The organism is Viridibacillus soli (assembly GCF_016612995.1).
Taxonomy (GTDB): domain Bacteria; phylum Bacillota; class Bacilli; order Bacillales_A; family Planococcaceae; genus Viridibacillus; species Viridibacillus soli.
Map to the genome: position 1 here is coordinate 43,092 of NZ_JAEOAH010000031.1, position 17,169 is coordinate 60,260.

Genomic DNA, 17,169 nt, shown 5'->3' on the forward strand with positions numbered 1-17,169 from the left:
TGATGTATTGAAAATATTTTTCCATCTCTTTTGTAAACAGATGATTGAATTTATAGTTTTTATTACCAAATTGAGCGTACGCTTCGCTAAAACTAATGAAAATCATTAGCTTTGTTAGTCCACTATTTGATGCACAATGGATCTCTGCGATGCTTATGACGACGTACCCTCCCATGTCTCTTAGCGTCAGTGCGCTTACATTCCTTCGTTCGGTCTATTCATAAGGCAGAGGCCTGCTAAGCTGCCCCGGGGACTCTTGGTCTAAGTTTAGTTATGTTGCCGGCTTCTCCGTGTCATCCTTCTTGTTATAGTTCGATGAAAAGAATTTGTTTACGCTGCCTCTGCGAGACAGTAGAGGTCTTTCATCATATGTTTCTCGTTAAAACGGACTTTCTTTTTACAAATACCATGTAATACCTTCAGTAATTTACCACACAGTACCACCATTGATTGCTTTCCACGTAAAGGATTTTGTTGACGTGTTGTGTAATATTCATGAAGCTGCTTAAACGCTTTATTGTGACGAATGAGTGGTACTATTACTTTAAACAGAATATATCTAAGTCTCTTTCTTCCTCGTTTGGAGATATGTTTTTGCCCTTTATGTTGACCAGATGAGTTTTCACGTAATGTTAATCCCGCTAGTTTGATGAGTTGGCGTGGATTTTCATAAAGTGAAAAGCATCCTACTTCTGAAAGTAAATCAACAATCGTGGCATCTCCTAAACCTGGAACTGATGCAAGTAAATCATATTCCATCGTTGTTTTAGCCATTTCGGCTAATTGATTATTTACAGATTCAATTTCGCTTTCTAATAAGCGATACTGACGTAGGAACGTGGCGATTTCACGTCGGGCCATCTCTGTTCCTTCTGTCAGTCCAATAGAGTTTATCGCAGCTTCAATAAGTAGCTTTGCTTTAGGTAACTGTGGAACTCTCATCCCCTCTACCTGTCGGTAGAGAAAAACAAGCTGTTCAGCATTTTTCAGTTCAATATCCTGTGGCAACGGAGTCATTTCAAGGGTGGCAAGTGCCATCTTACCAAAAGACGGAAAGACTTGAGTAAACTCTGGAAAGTAACGATCCAGCCAACGAATGATTCGATTTTTAATACTTGCTAAGTCCTCCGTTAATTTGGAACGAAGGGTAGAACCAATGCGCAATTCAGCATTTATGTCTTTTAATAAACGTGGATAACTAAAACGTCCGTCTTTCACTAAACGAGCAATGACTAGCGCATCTTTTTTATCGTGCTTGGTCGGTAAATTATCATCCAGTTCTTTCGAACGTTTGACGTGCATTGGATTGACCATGACGAGTGGGATTCCATATTGGTCTAAGAAATACGCTAAATTCATCCAATAGTGACCCGTAGGTTCAATTCCAACAATTACTTCTGTCTTCTGAGTTTCTTTCATCGTTAGTCGAATCTTTTCATACAAACTTTCAAAGCCTTCTTTTGATTGATGTATAGCAAAAGCTTTTTCTATCACGCGTCCTCGTTCATCGACAAAGCATGCGTAATGAACGCGCTTGGCGATGTCTATACCAACGACGAGTGTATTATCAGTCACTTGATTAATTTTAGAATTCATTTTAGAATGCATTTAGGAGTCCTCCTTGTAGATGTTGGGTCAATGGTCGTTGACACTCAGCATCATACTAGAGGACTCTTTTTCTTTCAAGACCCTGAACATCTTTCAAACAGGAATGCTGCCCCGTTAGTTCAATAAAGAAAAAAGAGCTCAAACCACCAAACTAACTTGCCCCGTTAGTGGAAATAATTAAAAGCTGCCTAAAAACTGCTCTATCTTCAAACGTACCTGTAAGTTCAGTAAGGGTGTTAGTGATTCTAGGAAGCATTTTATTTACAACAAGTATATTTAAGTAATTTGGAACAAATATTATACCTGTTGCAAACCCAAAGGAGGTGGATAAAATGAACGCACAACGAGCAGAAGAAATTGCTTCTTCACCAATTATGGCTAGTGTAACCTATAATGAGGAAAGTATCTACATTGAGCACGTGGATAAACAAAATGGAACAGCTACAATCCATCCCCTTGATGAACCAAATAAAAAACAAAGTGTTTCTGTAACCAGCTTAAAAGAACAGTAATTCCCTCGATTCAATAATAAACCTCCACTTTCGGGTGGTGGTTTATTGTTCGATTAAGTTCAATTCCCATCTTATTAATCAATCTATCCCCTTGTTGAACTATCCTGCCCCGTTAGTTGAATAGCAACAATTATTGAGAAAACAGCCTTATTTATATAATTAATTTAAAGTTCTTGATGATTCTTTACTTTTATAATTGGATCTTTCCTTACTAATATAAAGAAATGTAAATATTAATACTAAAATTAATGAAATAAAACCAAAAGTAATTACTACTTTCTCAAATCCTATTACATCAAGTAATAACCCTATCGTTACCATTGATATCTGTATTAGTGTTCTATCTATCATAGACTTAAATGCAAAAAAACGACCATGATACTCATTAGGAATAGTTTCTTGACATAAAGTGTTAAAAATAGGATTAAATACTCCATACGAAAAACCAAATAACCCAAACGCAAAAATTGTAAATAAAAACATACTAGAAAGAGAGAGTGAAAATTGAACGATAACAATTAAAAATGTTGAAACTAATAAACAAAAAATACGATTTTTGTTTTTAATTCTTTTACTAATAAATGTACTAGATAAAATAAGAGAAATACCTTCAACAGCATATAATATACCTTTTATAGAAGGATTGTTTTGGATAGAACTAATTTCAACTATAAATAAATTAAAACCCGCAATAAAAATTGTAGGAATTACAGATAAAAATAAAATCATTTTAACATCGAATCTTTGAGATATCACTGGAAATACTTCTTTGAATTCTATTTTTTTCTTTTTCCTTCTTATAAAACCATCATCTTTAATTTTTAAAGAAAATGTGATAATGAAAACAAATAAGAAAGCTACAAAGGATATGGTATAGAGAAAAGATAATGATGCTACACTTATTATTAATCCACCAATAGTAGCTCCAAAAATTCTTGATAGAGTTACAATATTTAAATTTAAAGAATTTGCTACAATCAAATCTTTTTCATCGGTGATTTCAACTATTATAGCTTGTAGAGCAGGCTCAAAAAATGAAGCTGAACAACTTACACCAACACTATATGCTAACATCCACCACACAGAGTCTGTAGCTAAGGCAACAAACATAAAGCCAACAGACATCATTCTTAATATACCTACTATTAACAATATTTTCCTTTTTGCTATACCGTCTATTAATCTACCAGCATAAGGACCAATTAATACACTAAATACACTGCCAGCAACTAAAAGTATAGATTGTAATAGATGTGAATCTACATTTTTTTGTAAAAATTGAAGGTTTCCTATTAGCCCAATCCATAATGCTAGTTGAAATATTAATTGACTAGTAAACACTATAACTAAATTTTTGTTTTTGAACATTGTTTTTTTAAATTTCATTGTTCAGATTCAATTCCTTTATAAATCTTAAATCACGCCCAAGATTTAAAGATTCTTCTGATTTATATCCTATCCCCGAAACATCAAGTACAATTTCACTATCAAAACTAATTTTTAATTTTTCTTCGACATTTTAATCATTTAAATGACCTGAAAAAAAGGCTCATAATCCTAAAGAGTTGGCTACTAGAAAACAGGTTTGACTTAAATGCCCCATATCCATCATAAGGACTCTATAAGTTCTAGGACTTTGATATTTCCACATGGACCTTTCCACACAAGCAGTATAAAAGAATAATACAGAAGCACCTTTAACATAATATTGTCCTGCAGCCATATCAACAACAGTATCAATCATGTCTTGTTTATTGATAACTTCAAGTTCATGATTTTCTACAGAGTAATGATATAAACCATTTGCTATACCTTTTACATTTAATACAACTGGGTAAACTTCAATTGGGTGTCTACATCCTCCTGAACTATGCCAACTTCGTATTTACAACTTTGTACACCAAAAGCTAGATATAATAGGGTAAAAAATCATTTAAAGAAACAGATTCATCATTAAATGAACGTATTGTCTGACGTTCTAGTAAGGTTTCTAAAAATCCTTTTTCATTATTAAAAGATGGATTGGGTAATTTAACTTTTTCTGAGCTATCAATACTTTTATATATGTTAGGTGGAGACTCTTTTTTTCTTTTAATACTTAGCCTTTTATATTGCTCATTTTTATTCATATAGTGATCTTTATGTAGAAGACGGAAATTATAATGAAAATATTTACTAGAAGAACCCCATGTGTCCCAAAGTTCTAATTGACCTTCTTGTTTATGTTCTACCGTATCAATTTGAATTAAAATTTTGGATTCTATTAATTGAAATAAAGCACTTTTTAAAAATTCTTCAGAAAAGTTATCTTTTTGATTCAATAAAGTAAGAATTTCATTTTCTTCTTTCCAATTTGAAAATAGATCAATAATAGGATAGATTGATGAATCTATGCTCCATTGTTCGTGATTTATATAATCATCACAAACGAAATATCCATTTTTCCAAAAAACACTAAATTACCATTAACTTTTAATAACATTTTCATTCTCCTATTTAATTAGTTATTTATATAATAAAGCAATGGCTGGCATTAGATATAATGCCAGCCATCAAAACTTTGTTTAGTTGTTTTTAAGAGATATTTCACCATATTCTTCGTCCATACATTGATCGTATTCACTTTCAAATGGTTTGAAAATAGTCATATATAACAACTGCACATGTTTAATATATCCATTATTTCACTTTAATACCTTTTTGTAAAGTTTTATATCAGAATAGTCTGAAATACAAGGCGAACTACTTAGTTAGGTATAATAACTAGGATCATTCCTTTTCATTTGATAATATGATAGTTAGATAGAATTAGACAATAATACTGAAGTTCTTATGTCATCAATTTCCCGTTTTTTGTTAGTAATGAAAGAAGAAAATAAATAGAATATCTTCTTTTAGGAAGAGTGCTTTGCAATTTATCCACCCCCTTCTAACAAACATATTCTACAGTAAAAAGAAATTAAAGCTTCATGACATACTACAACCATTATCATTATCAATGAATTAAAAAAAGATGACTCCTGTTCAATACAGAAATCATCCTCTTCAGACTGCCTAGCTTTTTTTAAATGTCCATTACAAATAGTACATTTCACTTTAGGGTTGTGGTCATTTTTACTTGTTATAAGGCTCTATTAAAGCCTATTGTTCATAATTAATCAAAAAAGCGCCCATTAGTTGGGGTAAAGGCAACTTATTTCCTTATTATTATCCGAAAGAATATCGTTTTGAACCCAATCTTCAATTAACTTGTTGAAAAAATCAGGTTTAGCTAAAGAAATTCCATGTCCTACTTTAGGAAGAATAATACCTTTGCAATTTGAATTACTTTTTACTATATCAACCAATGATTTTTTCATTATGCTTCTTTCTTTTTCACCAACTGTGACTAATATTTTACTACTGGAATTCTTAAAATTATTCGGTATTTTAAACGCCATGTTTTCTTCCATTATTCTAACAAAGGAAGCTTTATTTAAATGGCAACACTCTTGATAGTATGTTTCAAAATAATTTTCATCTATGTACATAGATTTTGCTTGTATTTTTGAAAATGTTTTATTTTTAACAAGTGGGTAAGTTAAAGTTAGGGATTTAGTAAGCATTTTCGAAAAGGGGATCGGTCTAACTAATGCACTATTAATAATAGCGTAATCTATTAAATAAGGTCTCATGCTAAGTATAGAAATTAATACTTGTGCACCTAATGAGAAACCAATTGCAATTACCGGTTTACCTTTACTTTTTTCTTCAATTAATTGGATGATTTTTTCTGCACAAAGGTTAATTGTAAATAATTTTTCATTACTACTTTTTCCATGTTCGGGCATATCAGGAACTAAACAATGATAGTTAGAGAAATACTCTACTTGTTTATCCCACATCCATCCACTAACCCCTCCTCCATGTATAAAAACCATAAGAGGCAAGTTAATATCTCCGTATTCTTTATACTGTAGTACCAATTGTTTCACCACCATTCTAAATAAGCATTCTTTTTGTTTATTTATGGTAATAACTTTGACTAACTACTTCGTTTGAATGAGTATTTCTTTCTTTTCATAGCAGATAATTTGATATTATAAGTGGCATTGATTGAGAAAAGCTACTATTAATAATCATTAAAGTGTTTCTAAACATATATACGAAAACACCCCTGTTAAATATAAGCCTATTAAAACATACAATTAAGCTATGGTTTGTAAGAGGCATTATATTGAGGGTATTAAAAGATATGGACTCGACTGTCATTTTTCACTTCAAAAATATGAAATATTTACACAATAAATTCCCTACTGCAATTGAATATATTTGTAATTTATGATGTGTTTGTTCAATAACTGTTCGACGCCTTATTTAAAAATTGGGCAGTTAGAACACAAAAGGAACCTAATGAATTTGAATAGTGGAAAATTTAATTCAAATTATAGGTTCCTTCCATCATTTAATGTTGACTAGTAAATCTGGATTCCTATGTGAATCGAAAAGCGATTAATAGCGTGATAATGCAGAGAACCATTAATGAAAAATAAGCAACTTGAATGTAGAAATTCAGCGAAATCACAACGAAAAAGGTCGTCAAAAATACGATTGAACCCTGATTAAAAAATCATTCTTATGCATGCAACACGCCCATGGAATCCATCAGCCGTTGTCATTTGTTGAATGGCTTTATAAAATAGCATTCTCCAAATATGATTTCTTTAAATTTCGACAGATATGTTCAAATTATGTCACAATATACGAAATTTCTACTTTATGTGACATCTATCACTATCTACTATATCAAGCTCTGTTGTACATTAACGTTAATAGATGGTTTGTTCCACCTTTATGCTTGCGTTCATGCCATTACATTACAACTAAAGGGGAAAATTTTACAATGACTAAGAAGATTGCTTGGGTTACTGATACAGCAGCACTGCTAAACGAGACATTTATTGAGAAGTATAATGTGCATGTTTTGCCATTAAATATAGTGTTTGTTGAAGGCGCTTTCAGAGAAACCGTTGATATGACACATGATGAATTTTATGACAAACTTCGCTCTGCTAAAGTACATCCAAAAACATCGCAGCCGGCTCTCGGCGAAATGGTCGCGCTTTACGAAAAATTAAAAGCAGAGGGCTATGACTGCGCAGTGGCAGTTCATACTTCTAGTGATCTATCAGGAACATACCAAAGCTCACAAACTGCTGCTCAAATGGCCAATTTCAAAGTTTACTCAATCGATTCAAAAATCGGCTCATATCCGATGGGTAAAATGATCAAAGAAGGAATTGCGATGGTAGCAGCAGGTCAAGACGTAGAGAAAGTTGTTGCTCATATTGAAAGGATGAAGGACAACGCTGAGTTATCCTTCATTCCTTCCAGTTTAGATCAGCTGCATAAAAGTGGCAGAGTATCTGGTACGAAAGCATTCTTAAGTAATTTACTAAACATTAAAGTAATCATTTCATTCGATAACGGGAAAGTAGTTATGAAGGAAAAGGTCCGTGCAGATAAAAGAGCGAAAAAATATGTAACTGACCTACTTCGCAACGATATGAAAAAAGCTGATATAAACGAAGTAGCTGTTATCAATTGTAATAATGATGCAGACGCTCAAATTTGGAAAGATGAACTATTACAAGAATTCCCCAAGCTTAAAGTATTAGTACTACCACTTAGCGCATGTGTTGGTGTGCATGCTGGCGAAGGTACAACTGGACTTAGCTGGGTGAAATGCTAAGAATTAATAATAGGCCACTGTTTAGCATTTCATCTTAGATGCTAACAGTGGCCTATTTTTCACTCTTTTTACATACCGCTTGATTGGCTTCTCTTACATTTCATTCGATCATATTCCTGCCAGTTATTTGCACGACAGATTCCTTCTACTTGTTTCTCGAAAATCCAAGTATAAAGAAATCCCGCATTTTTTTCGTCCTCGATTAGTTGAGAACCCAAACAAATATTCTAGAACAAAAAGGACATTAAATTAAAACCACCCGATTGAATTCTCGGACCCGGTACATAAGTAAGTGACGTAATTATATACTATAAAAGAGCAATAGAAATGCTAGCCCAAACAGCTGGCGTACTCAATTTGGTGGCAATTGAACTGGACGTTGCAGATATTATTCGTAAAATCTCAAAATTAAGCTCAAACGAAAAATAACGTGTCATTACTCATTTCAAGACATCGTAAAATTGGACGAATCCTATTTCCTTTATTCGGAGAAACAAACTAAAATGAAATAACGGTACAAAACTGGATTCATCCGTGAAGGAATTGCATAATTCTCTTGGAAAGTATAATATAGTAGTGTGAAAATTTTGTTAAAAAAGAAGGATTTATGGTATTTTCTCTAGAATCATAGAAGCAAGATAAGTAAAAAATTGCTTAGAGGTTATTTAAATAATGGGCAGATTTCTTGAAGAAGGATTATTCTCAATAAATTCAGGAAGTTAAGGGTATCTAGGAGGCAGAAATATGGAATCACTAAAGCCAATAAAAAGAAGCAAAATTCGAATCTATTTTGGGAAGAAATACTACCGTTTTAAAAGATACACAGATTGGTACTTGGGTAGTACAAAATATGCAACAAAAAAAGATAACAATCTCTTTCAACATGTGATTTTTACCCATCGCACATTTCTCCTTCGTGAACTGAAGGATGTAGATATGTGGTTGCAACATAATAAAATAAAAAACCTCAAAATTGCGACCAACAAACTTAATGGAGTAACCATCCGACCTGGAGAAACATTCTCCTATTGGCGTTTACTTGGCGATATAACGAAAAGAAAAGGATACGTAGATGGCATGATTCTACATTATGGAAAGGTCCAAACGGGGGTAGGCGGTGGGTTGTGTCAATTATCTAATTTAATATATTGGATGACAATACACACACCATTAACCATTACACAAAGACACCGTCACAGTTACGATGTTTTTCCCGATTCAAATCGTACACAGCCTTTCGGAAGCGGAGCAACGTGTGCTTATAACTACCTCGATTTACAAATTAAAAACGATACAAATAGTATCTATCAATTAGTTGTATATTTAACTGACACACATCTAGTTGGAGAATGGCGGGCAGACGTTCCTACCATTCGAACTTATGCAGTATATGAAAAAGAGCATGCTATCACACTTGAATTTTGGGGAGGATATGTCAGACACAATAAAATTCACCGCAAAGTATTCAACATTGAGCAAAAACAAATTGATGATGAATTTATTACAGAGAACCATGCCATTATGATGTACGAACCATTGCTGGCAGAACCGTCCAACCCTAAAGAAAAATGATCTGAGGGAACTTTCATTACAGCATTTTATTTCAAAGATCTATAAATATGATATAGTCTATTGATGATATTATATTTACTATTGGGTGCGTTTGTTGAACATTTGCTACCCACTAGATTGAAAAAAAAAGTATGAGAATATCCTGTCTTATGCTTCTTATTTCGTTCAAATACAAAATTGAAGAGAAAAAGTTTTTTCAATAAAGTACAGTAGATGTAAGTAAAGTGTTTTTAAAATTAGAAACTTAGGAGAATAGAATATGACTCAAAATGGAATTGTCTTAGTTGTAAGTGTATCGATCATAAAAAATAATGAAGTTTTGATGATTAAGGAAAATAAACCATCTGTTATTAATAAGTGGAATTTTCCATCTGGACGAATTGAACAAGGGGAAGATATTCTGATTGCTGCTTGTAGAGAAGTAAAAGAAGAAACAGGATTAGATGTAAAACTTTCTAAAACAACTGGTATATACAATTTCATAAGTAGTACAAATCATCAAGTTATTCTATTTCATTTTGTAGGTGATATTATAGCTGGCTCATTGAAGTTAGAAGAGCCTGAAATTATAGACAGCAAGTGGATTCCTATACCTGAACTTTTGAAATTGGATAACGGGAAACTTCGTAACGCTGGCACTATAAAACAAATAGCAGAGGCATTGTTAAGTCAAAAATTCCATCCTTTAACTTTCTTTAAAGAACAATTAATTACATGAGTGATTTTTTCTTTTTATATAAATCTTGGCAATCTTTGAGTTGCTCAGTTTTAAGTTATAGTTAAACTAAACTGCTCTTTAAATTTTCCTTGTGCTCAATTGATAACTGAATTAATTTAAAATCACCTTTCTTAATTAATTCAGTTACATGGTTGAACTCCTTCCATGCCAAATCATACATCTCTTGATTAATAGTTCCGTCAGTCAGGGCTTCTTCGATTTCATCTATATCCTTATGTATTATTTCCCCTGAAGGTAATAACACAATATCTAAAAATAAATCATCTACCCAAGGAATACCTTTTTCAATGCCACATTCTAAACATACATCGATGTACCATTGCACAATGTTACCTTCACTATCAAACATCGTTGTAACGGTATGATTTTTGTTCTGTGGAAACTGTTGAAGCCACATATACCCATCGTCAACAATACAAATTCTTTGTTCATTATAGGTTATCCATAAAGGATCACTTACTTTTTCTACACTTAACAAAGAAAGATACCCTTTAAATTCCTTAGAATCAATATAGGACTGTGCATATTTTCTTTGCAACACTCTTCCCCAATCTGAACGATCTCCATATCTTCTTTTTATCATGATGATCTCCTTTTTAATTGTACTTTTTTAATTCATCATTTACTCCTTTACAAATTACTTGGTTGACTAGCTACTTCCTGAACATTAATGATCCAAGAAATTATGGTAGTACTATCCCTAACATGATGTTGTTCTATTTCTTTTAATAAGCGCCAAACACCAGTCTCAATGGTTTCCTTTTCAAACTGCTTTTTAATCATTAGTGGATTTTGAAAATCGACACCTGGGCATTCAGTTAATCCATCAGTTGTTAGAAATAAATGATTGATGCCTTGTCTCAGTTCCCTTTTACCCGTGCTATAACACGGAACAGGTAATTCGAACGTATTGACTTGCCCTACCCATTCATAAAAACTCCGTTGATTTAACTGAATTTGCCCCATCTTCAGCAGCTCTTCATTAAACAAATGTACTATACAATCACCTACCGAGAACCACCAAAGAAATTTGTCCTTTCGGATAACGATTAAGCATGCTGTCTCTCCTTGTACGTTGCAACAATCTACTAAAAAATTCGGATTTTGAAATATTTCTAAAATGAGTTCATCCATCTTTTGCAAAGCAACGCTAACAGAAAAGTTTAATGTATTTTGAATACGGGACTTTTCATATTCAAACTGTTTTAGAACTAACTCTGCACTCTCAGCTGAATTATGAGCATCTAAAATCATCACAATTTCCCAATCCTGAAGAACATTTGACCAAATTAAACAACCATCTTCGTTTTTATATTGACCTGCAGAGGAATTGCCACCAAATCTTCCAATTACTATATCATTAATTTTCTCGATATTTGGCATGTCTACATAATTTTTTTGACTCCCCACCCAGCTTAATTCCGAAGTACCATTATTCTTCACGTGAGGTCTCTATTAAATACTCTCTAATACGATCACAAACTTCATTTATTTCATCTCCTATACCTTTGGGAGCCCCTGCCCATTCGTTTAATCCCATAGGACTCCAAAATTCCTTTGGTGTGTCCGGATAACGAGGAACGACATGCATGCAGATGCGATACAGAATTGCCAGAAACCATCGAATAGATGTGTTCAGCTCCTTCTACTTCTGTTAAAGCCCTACTAACTCTAGCCATTATTAAACCAAATGCTTTAGCTTCATCTGTAGTCATATCTCCAATTTCAGGAGCATGTCTCTTTAAGTCAATCATCAGATGACCTAGATAAGTTGGATTTGAACCTTTGTCTATATGCCCTACATAAACTAAATCATCTTCATAAATCCTAGTTCCAGCAGTGAGAATCTTACCTCTATGTTTACTACAAATAAAACAGTCTTGACTCATGAAATACCCCCTAAGTATAAATAACAAAATAAACCATACATCCCTTATTATACAATTGTAATCTATTTACGAATTTATGTATATATGATAGTTTCTCAGTTTAGAATCTGATCCAAGCTAATCTCTCGGCATTAAAAACTAAATCAATTATTGTCTGGCAAACCCTAATTACTTCTTCAAGGGTTAGATAGTAGTTAGAGCTAATAAAGCTCTGAGTTATATAGTTTACCAGGCGTGTTTATTAACCATTACTATTAAAGTGGTAGGTTGATATCCGCTACGGGATGCTCGCTTTCCGCGGGCAAACACCGAGCCGCTTCCTTCGCTACAATCAATAAAAAAATGTAGTAACATTCGTTAGTATTGAACATAAAAAACCATTTTAACGCAAACTAACAACCTAATATTCCCCTAATCAACACACCTGTATAATTTACACAACTAAAAAAGCACCGAATTATGGAGATATATTGCATAAATCCATAATCCAGTACCTGTTCCTATATTTTTTTTGTACTTTTTTCTACTTTTTCCCAAATCTTTAGTGAAGGAAACGGGTCAAAAGCCCATTCATTTTTTCCGTTGTATTTATACATACCGTAATGTAAATGAGGAGGAAATTTACCAGAAGTCCCTTTTTTTCCATATCCAGAACTTCCTACATAACCAATTACGGTTCCTGGCTCAATGACATCACCCACTTTTACCCCTTTTTCAAAACTTGATAAATGGGCGTAATAGTGATACGTATTATTATTGTCTCGTATGCCCATTCTCCAGCCACCAAAATCGTTCCACCCCATAATCTCAACAAGACCATATGTAGCAGATTTTACTGGAACACCATAAGAGGCAAATAAATCTGTACCTTCATGAATCCTGCGTCCTCCCCAGCCTCTTGAGTCTCCCCAAGTACTTCGATAACTATAATCATGTTTAATGGAAAGTACGAAAGCTCGCTCATCTAAATTCAGCGTTCCAAATTTTTTATAAATTTTCGCGTTCGCAATGATTTGATCTATAGTTTTATCGGCCTGATAATATTCTTTTAGCGCACGTTTAAAATCTTTTTCATCAGGGCCAAATTCACTCAAGTATTCAGCCATCGTAAACATTACGTCATCATCATTTTGCAAATCTGCTTTACCATCGTGGTTTCCATCAGAACCATTTCCTCCAAAAAAAGCAATGGATGTTAAGTTTGTATCATCCTTAATAGGATTAAGTGCACCTGTCCAATAATCATCTGAAAATTGTATAGCTACCACACTTTCCCTTTTAGGTATGTCGCTACGAACTTGTTGAATGTTTCGTTCATATTGGTCAACTGCAGCTAAATAGTACCAAGGCAATGCGTTATTTGAGTAGTTCACATAATATTCCATGCGCTTTTCTAAAATTTGCTCTCGCGATGGTTCTTCAGCAGCTGAAACAACGGCGGAAAAAAGAAAGAACAATGTGCTTAAGTAAAGCATGAATCGAAGCCATTGACTCAAGCTAAAATACCTCCTTTTTTTATTCTCAAATTAGTTTCCCCACTTAAAATGGTTTCATGAATCTAAAATAATTCACTGCTGAAAATTTTTCTGTATACAATAATCTAAACTGCAATCGACAGTGTTTTGATCAACTAAAAATGATTTCTTTCTTAATTAAAAAACGACTGTCAATTATACAGCCGCTTTATATTTAAAAAATTTTTTAATTTTTTTGACAAGCATTTATAAACGCATTCATTATTTTTGCTGAAACTTGATCGTTCCTTAATAGCATACACTCTGGATGCCATTGTAATCCCATGACAAATTGATGATTTTCACTTTCAAAAGCCTCAATGATTCCATCACTAGCTATAGCTGAAATTTCAAATCCATACGGTATTTTTCTAATCGCTTGATGATGAAAACTATTCACTTTAAACTTTTCCATTTGTGCAATCGACTTTAACAATGAGCTCTCCATTACTTGCACAAAGTGCGTGGCGTGCCAACGTGGTGCTTGCTGAACATGTTGTAAAAGCTTGGTTTCAGTTTGTGAGTAGATGTCCTGAAACATGTCTCCACCAACAGCTATATTCAAAATTTGTGCACCTCGACAAATACCTAAAATAGGTTTATTTTGAGCTAGCATTTTTTTAATAATAGCTATTTCAAATAAGTCTCTCTCAGGCGTTATAGATCCAAGCTTTTGCCTAGGCTCTTCTCCAAATAGAGTTGGATCAATGTCTCCTCCACCTGTTAAAAGTAATCCATCAATCAGTTCTACAATTGAATCAATTTCAGTTCCCTCTAAATTAGGAAGGACAATCGGTAAACCACCAAATTTCGTAATAGCAGCAATATTGTCTGTTGAGAGAGAAAGAACTTGCTCTTTTAAGTTTGTAGAGATACCGATAACTGGTTTCATATGAATCCCCATTTCACATATATTTGATTAACCATACATCATTCCTATAACTTATTAATAATTTGTTTCGACTACTACAATAATCCCCTTCATTACTTCACAATCTTTGTTCTGTATTTTATGTTTTTTAATCACTTTTTCATGTCACTCGCATAATGCCATCACCAAACAGCACATAATATGGATATATTATTTACAAAAGGTGAAATATTCACATCAAATTACTCATTTATTACAATTACTGCTTAATTCGAATCTTTTAATCTGTAATATATTGTAATAGTGATAGAATGAATTTGTAACAAAACTACATAAATTTTACTGGAGGTCAAGTTATTATGAAAGCTGCAGTATGGTATGGAGAAAAAGATATTCGCATTGAGGAAAGAGAGTTAAAAGCTCTTAACAATAATGAAGTTACAGTACGTGTTGCATGGGCTGGCATTTGTGGTAGTGATTTACATGAATATCAAGAAGGTCCTGTCTTTGTACCAACAAAAGAAAAAGACATATTAACTGGTGAAATTGCTCCACTTATTATGGGACATGAATTTGCTGGCATTATAGAAAAAGTGGGCACTAACGTAACTAAATTTAAAGTTGGCGACCGCGTAGCGATTAACCCAACATTAACTCATCGTAACAAACCTGAAGATGTCGATGCTTATGATGGCTTCAGCTTTATCGGTTTACATGGTGATGGTGGGTTTACAACTTTTGCAAATGCTCCTGAAAACAATGTTTACTTACTTCCAGAAACAATGACACTTGAAGACGGTGCCCTTGTTGAACCTACTGCGGTAGCAGTGCAAGCTGTGAAAGAAGGTAATTTACGTTTCGGTGATACTGTAGCGATTTTCGGTGCAGGCCCAATCGGTTTATTAACTGCAATCGCAGCAAAAGCAGCTGGTGCAAGTAAAATAATCGTTTTAGATTTATCTGAAACTCGTCTTGCAAAAGCAAAAGAACTTGGCGCTACTCATATCATTAACTCTGGTGAAGTAGACGGTGTCAAAGCTATTCGCTCAATCGTTCCAGACGGTGTCGATGTTACATTTGAAGTTGCTGGTGTTGCACCAACATTCAAACAAGCAATCGATGCGACAAGAGCTCGTGGTACAATGGTAATCGTCTCAATATTTGCTCGCCCAATTGAATGGAATCCGATCCATTTAACAAATACAGGTGTGATAATTACTTCAAGTATTGCTTACACACCAACTTCATTCCAACAAACAATAGATTTAATGGGAACTGGTCAATTGAAACCACAAGGCATTATCACTGACCGTATCCAATTAGATGATATCGTAGAAAAAGGTTTTGAAGCTCTAACAAATGATAAATCACAAGCTAAAATCTTAGTAGCATTAAGCGGCGAAAAATAAGCCCTCTTTATATAAGAAAAGGTACTCGATATCCTCGAGTGCCTTTTTGCATATACAAATCTTCAAAGAACAAAACCAAATCCCTAGACTTACAGGAATTTGGCTTTATTGCATCGAATTTCTTAACGTTGTAAATCCGTTCTTGATTGACGGACCCTATTAAGACATGTTTACCACAAATTCAAATCTTCATCGTTTTGAAGCTTTATTTTATAGGGTATTATAATAAATTGAGTAATTACAATCGCTACATACATTAAAACTATTTCCCACAAGTGTAAGTCAAAAAATGCATTAATCAGTAAGACTGAATTCGGATATAGAACAATTAGTTCAAATCGTTTTTTAGATTTCTTTGTTTCATATTGCTTCTTCCCACAATTAGGGCAAATCATAGCTCGGTTTAGGGTGAACATTTTTTTAATCGAAACCCGCCAGCTCCACTCTTCATGACAACTCTCACAAACAGGTAATTCATACGGTTGATTGAATTTATATAAAAGGAAAATAATAAACCCAGTAATGGCAAACGGCAGTAATTCTATTAGCCAATCCAACTGTAAGCCATAATCTGCTTCTGCACCTGTGACAACCTTCCCATAACCACCCACATCTTGCAAAAGTAATGTCACAAAAAGAACCAAAACAGCTGTACATGCGACGAGTACGATAGGATATTGCCAATTAGAACGTGTCTTTCTAATTGGATTTTTTGCCTGCTCGAGCATTCTTTTTTTCACATCATCCTTTAAAAAGACTTGTTGCTGAAGCTCATGGTCTAAATCATCCTTCAAACGATTCATGCTGCCATCCCTCCCATTCATAACTAGCCAATTGCTTATGTAATAATTTGCGTGCTCGCTGCAATCGCGTGCGAATCGTTGCCTCCGGACAGTTTAATATTTCCGCTATCTTCACTGTATTTATTTCTTGATAATAATATAAAATAATGACTTCTCGGTACAAAATCGGTAGTTGTAATAGTGCCTCAGTAACTCGCTTGAGATCAGCTGCTTCTAACACGAGATATTCTGGCGTTTTACTGTCGCTCTTACCTATTATTTTATCCATTAACGTAAGTCGTTTTCGTTTCCAACTACGCAAATAATCATGGCATCGATTCACGGTCATTTTCACTAAATACGTTTTTAAAGAAGCATCGCCTTTAAACTGACTTTGTTTTTTGTAATAGGCGATAAAAACGTCCTGCACAATATCTTCAGCAGTCGTCAAATCCTTGACATATAAGTACGCAACGCGCAATAAATAATCGCCATGCGCCTCAATTACTTCCTCCAAATGCTCACCCAATCCGCTCCCTCCT

At 33.8% G+C, this 17,169-nt stretch carries 16 protein-coding genes and 1 pseudogene; 5 read left to right on the top strand and 12 right to left on the bottom strand.

From position 1 onward, the window contains the following. Positions 1 to 330 precede the first annotated feature (330 nt). Positions 331 to 1,608, bottom strand: coding sequence for an IS110 family RNA-guided transposase (locus JFL43_RS16705; protein WP_200749929.1), 1,278 nt, complete (start codon positions 1,606 to 1,608; stop codon positions 331 to 333). A gap of 332 nt (positions 1,609 to 1,940) precedes the next feature. Here JFL43_RS16705 and JFL43_RS16710 point away from each other — a divergent pair, with 332 nt between their 5' ends. Further along, the gene (locus tag JFL43_RS16710) at positions 1,941 to 2,120 is read left to right on the top strand and encodes a small acid-soluble spore protein H (protein WP_200749930.1); all 180 of its coding nucleotides are present in this window, start codon (positions 1,941 to 1,943) and stop codon (positions 2,118 to 2,120) included. 159 nt (positions 2,121 to 2,279) lie between these two features. Here JFL43_RS16710 and JFL43_RS16715 read toward each other — a convergent pair whose 3' ends face one another. The 4 genes from JFL43_RS16715 to JFL43_RS16725 form a co-directional block, all read right to left on the bottom strand. Further along, positions 2,280 to 3,506 (bottom strand): MFS transporter, encoded by a 1,227-nt coding sequence (locus JFL43_RS16715; protein ID WP_200749931.1) that lies wholly within the window; start codon positions 3,504 to 3,506, stop codon positions 2,280 to 2,282. A 163-nt stretch (positions 3,507 to 3,669) separates the two neighbouring features. After that, entirely contained in the window at positions 3,670 to 4,005 is a 336-nt protein-coding gene (locus JFL43_RS22735; RefSeq protein WP_325166704.1) for a SagB/ThcOx family dehydrogenase, read from the bottom strand. Between the two features lie 22 nt (positions 4,006 to 4,027). Then, entirely contained in the window at positions 4,028 to 4,441 is a 414-nt protein-coding gene (locus JFL43_RS22740) for a hypothetical protein (RefSeq protein WP_234447852.1), read from the bottom strand. 852 nt (positions 4,442 to 5,293) lie between these two features. Beyond that, positions 5,294 to 6,085 (bottom strand): alpha/beta fold hydrolase, encoded by a 792-nt coding sequence (locus JFL43_RS16725; protein ID WP_200749932.1) that lies wholly within the window; start codon positions 6,083 to 6,085, stop codon positions 5,294 to 5,296. A 917-nt stretch (positions 6,086 to 7,002) separates the two neighbouring features. Here JFL43_RS16725 and JFL43_RS16730 point away from each other — a divergent pair. The 3 genes from JFL43_RS16730 (at position 7,003) to JFL43_RS16740 (ending at position 10,141) form a co-directional block, all read left to right on the top strand. Then, positions 7,003 to 7,851, top strand: a complete 849-nt coding sequence (locus tag JFL43_RS16730; RefSeq protein WP_100797601.1) for a DegV family protein — start codon at positions 7,003 to 7,005, stop codon at positions 7,849 to 7,851. 744 nt (positions 7,852 to 8,595) lie between these two features. Further along, positions 8,596 to 9,423 (top strand): VanW family protein, encoded by an 828-nt coding sequence (locus JFL43_RS16735; protein ID WP_200749933.1) that lies wholly within the window; start codon positions 8,596 to 8,598, stop codon positions 9,421 to 9,423. Between the two features lie 259 nt (positions 9,424 to 9,682). Continuing rightward, the gene (locus JFL43_RS16740) at positions 9,683 to 10,141 is read left to right on the top strand and encodes an NUDIX hydrolase (protein WP_200749934.1); all 459 of its coding nucleotides are present in this window, start codon (positions 9,683 to 9,685) and stop codon (positions 10,139 to 10,141) included. 61 nt (positions 10,142 to 10,202) lie between these two features. On the opposite strand, the gene JFL43_RS16745 is transcribed toward JFL43_RS16740, so the two are convergent. The 5 genes and pseudogenes from JFL43_RS16745 to JFL43_RS16765 form a co-directional block, all read right to left on the bottom strand. Then, complete coding sequence (locus tag JFL43_RS16745; RefSeq protein ID WP_200749935.1) at positions 10,203 to 10,745, bottom strand: DUF402 domain-containing protein; 543 nt, start codon at positions 10,743 to 10,745, stop codon at positions 10,203 to 10,205. Between the two features lie 47 nt (positions 10,746 to 10,792). Next, complete coding sequence (locus tag JFL43_RS16750; protein ID WP_407701992.1) at positions 10,793 to 11,605, bottom strand: protein phosphatase 2C domain-containing protein; 813 nt, start codon at positions 11,603 to 11,605, stop codon at positions 10,793 to 10,795. Then, positions 11,595 to 12,051: pseudogene (locus JFL43_RS16755) on the bottom strand (HIT family protein). The gene JFL43_RS16750 and the pseudogene JFL43_RS16755 overlap by 11 nt, the downstream one beginning before the upstream one ends. A 500-nt stretch (positions 12,052 to 12,551) precedes the next feature. After that, positions 12,552 to 13,547 (bottom strand): M23 family metallopeptidase, encoded by a 996-nt coding sequence (locus tag JFL43_RS16760; RefSeq protein ID WP_407701993.1) that lies wholly within the window; start codon positions 13,545 to 13,547, stop codon positions 12,552 to 12,554. Between the two features lie 205 nt (positions 13,548 to 13,752). After that, positions 13,753 to 14,457: a gamma-glutamyl-gamma-aminobutyrate hydrolase family protein gene (locus tag JFL43_RS16765; protein ID WP_200749936.1), complete on the bottom strand. Its 705-nt coding sequence runs from the start codon at positions 14,455 to 14,457 to the stop codon at positions 13,753 to 13,755. 338 nt (positions 14,458 to 14,795) lie between these two features. Here JFL43_RS16765 and JFL43_RS16770 point away from each other — a divergent pair, with 338 nt between their 5' ends. Then, complete coding sequence (locus JFL43_RS16770) at positions 14,796 to 15,845, top strand: 2,3-butanediol dehydrogenase (protein WP_200749937.1); 1,050 nt, start codon at positions 14,796 to 14,798, stop codon at positions 15,843 to 15,845. A 170-nt stretch (positions 15,846 to 16,015) separates the two neighbouring features. Here JFL43_RS16770 and JFL43_RS16775 read toward each other — a convergent pair whose 3' ends face one another. Then, a complete protein-coding gene (locus JFL43_RS16775; protein ID WP_200749938.1) occupies positions 16,016 to 16,648 on the bottom strand; it encodes a TIGR04104 family putative zinc finger protein in 633 nt (210 codons plus the stop codon). Beyond that, positions 16,629 to 17,156, bottom strand: a complete 528-nt coding sequence (locus JFL43_RS16780) for a sigma-70 family RNA polymerase sigma factor (protein ID WP_200749939.1) — start codon at positions 17,154 to 17,156, stop codon at positions 16,629 to 16,631. Before JFL43_RS16780 ends, JFL43_RS16775 begins: the two co-directional genes overlap by 20 nt. Between the last annotated feature and the right edge of the window lie 13 nt (positions 17,157 to 17,169).

What these genes read in the sequence shown, in the direction of transcription:
- JFL43_RS16710 (WP_200749930.1), top strand. Translation starts at nt 1,941, where the DNA reads ATGAACGCACAACGAGCAGAAGAAATTGCTTCTTCACCAATTATGGCT.
- JFL43_RS16775 (WP_200749938.1), bottom strand. Translation starts at nt 16,648, where the DNA reads ATGAATCGTTTGAAGGATGATTTAGACCATGAGCTTCAGCAACAAGTC.
- JFL43_RS16705 (WP_200749929.1), bottom strand. Translation starts at nt 1,608, where the DNA reads ATGCATTCTAAAATGAATTCTAAAATTAATCAAGTGACTGATAATACA.
- JFL43_RS16735 (WP_200749933.1), top strand. Translation starts at nt 8,596, where the DNA reads ATGGAATCACTAAAGCCAATAAAAAGAAGCAAAATTCGAATCTATTTT.
- JFL43_RS16740 (WP_200749934.1), top strand. Translation starts at nt 9,683, where the DNA reads ATGACTCAAAATGGAATTGTCTTAGTTGTAAGTGTATCGATCATAAAA.
- JFL43_RS16765 (WP_200749936.1), bottom strand. Translation starts at nt 14,457, where the DNA reads ATGAAACCAGTTATCGGTATCTCTACAAACTTAAAAGAGCAAGTTCTT.
- JFL43_RS16715 (WP_200749931.1), bottom strand. Translation starts at nt 3,506, where the DNA reads ATGAAATTTAAAAAAACAATGTTCAAAAACAAAAATTTAGTTATAGTG.
- JFL43_RS16730 (WP_100797601.1), top strand. Translation starts at nt 7,003, where the DNA reads ATGACTAAGAAGATTGCTTGGGTTACTGATACAGCAGCACTGCTAAAC.
- JFL43_RS16745 (WP_200749935.1), bottom strand. Translation starts at nt 10,745, where the DNA reads ATGATAAAAAGAAGATATGGAGATCGTTCAGATTGGGGAAGAGTGTTG.
- JFL43_RS16770 (WP_200749937.1), top strand. Translation starts at nt 14,796, where the DNA reads ATGAAAGCTGCAGTATGGTATGGAGAAAAAGATATTCGCATTGAGGAA.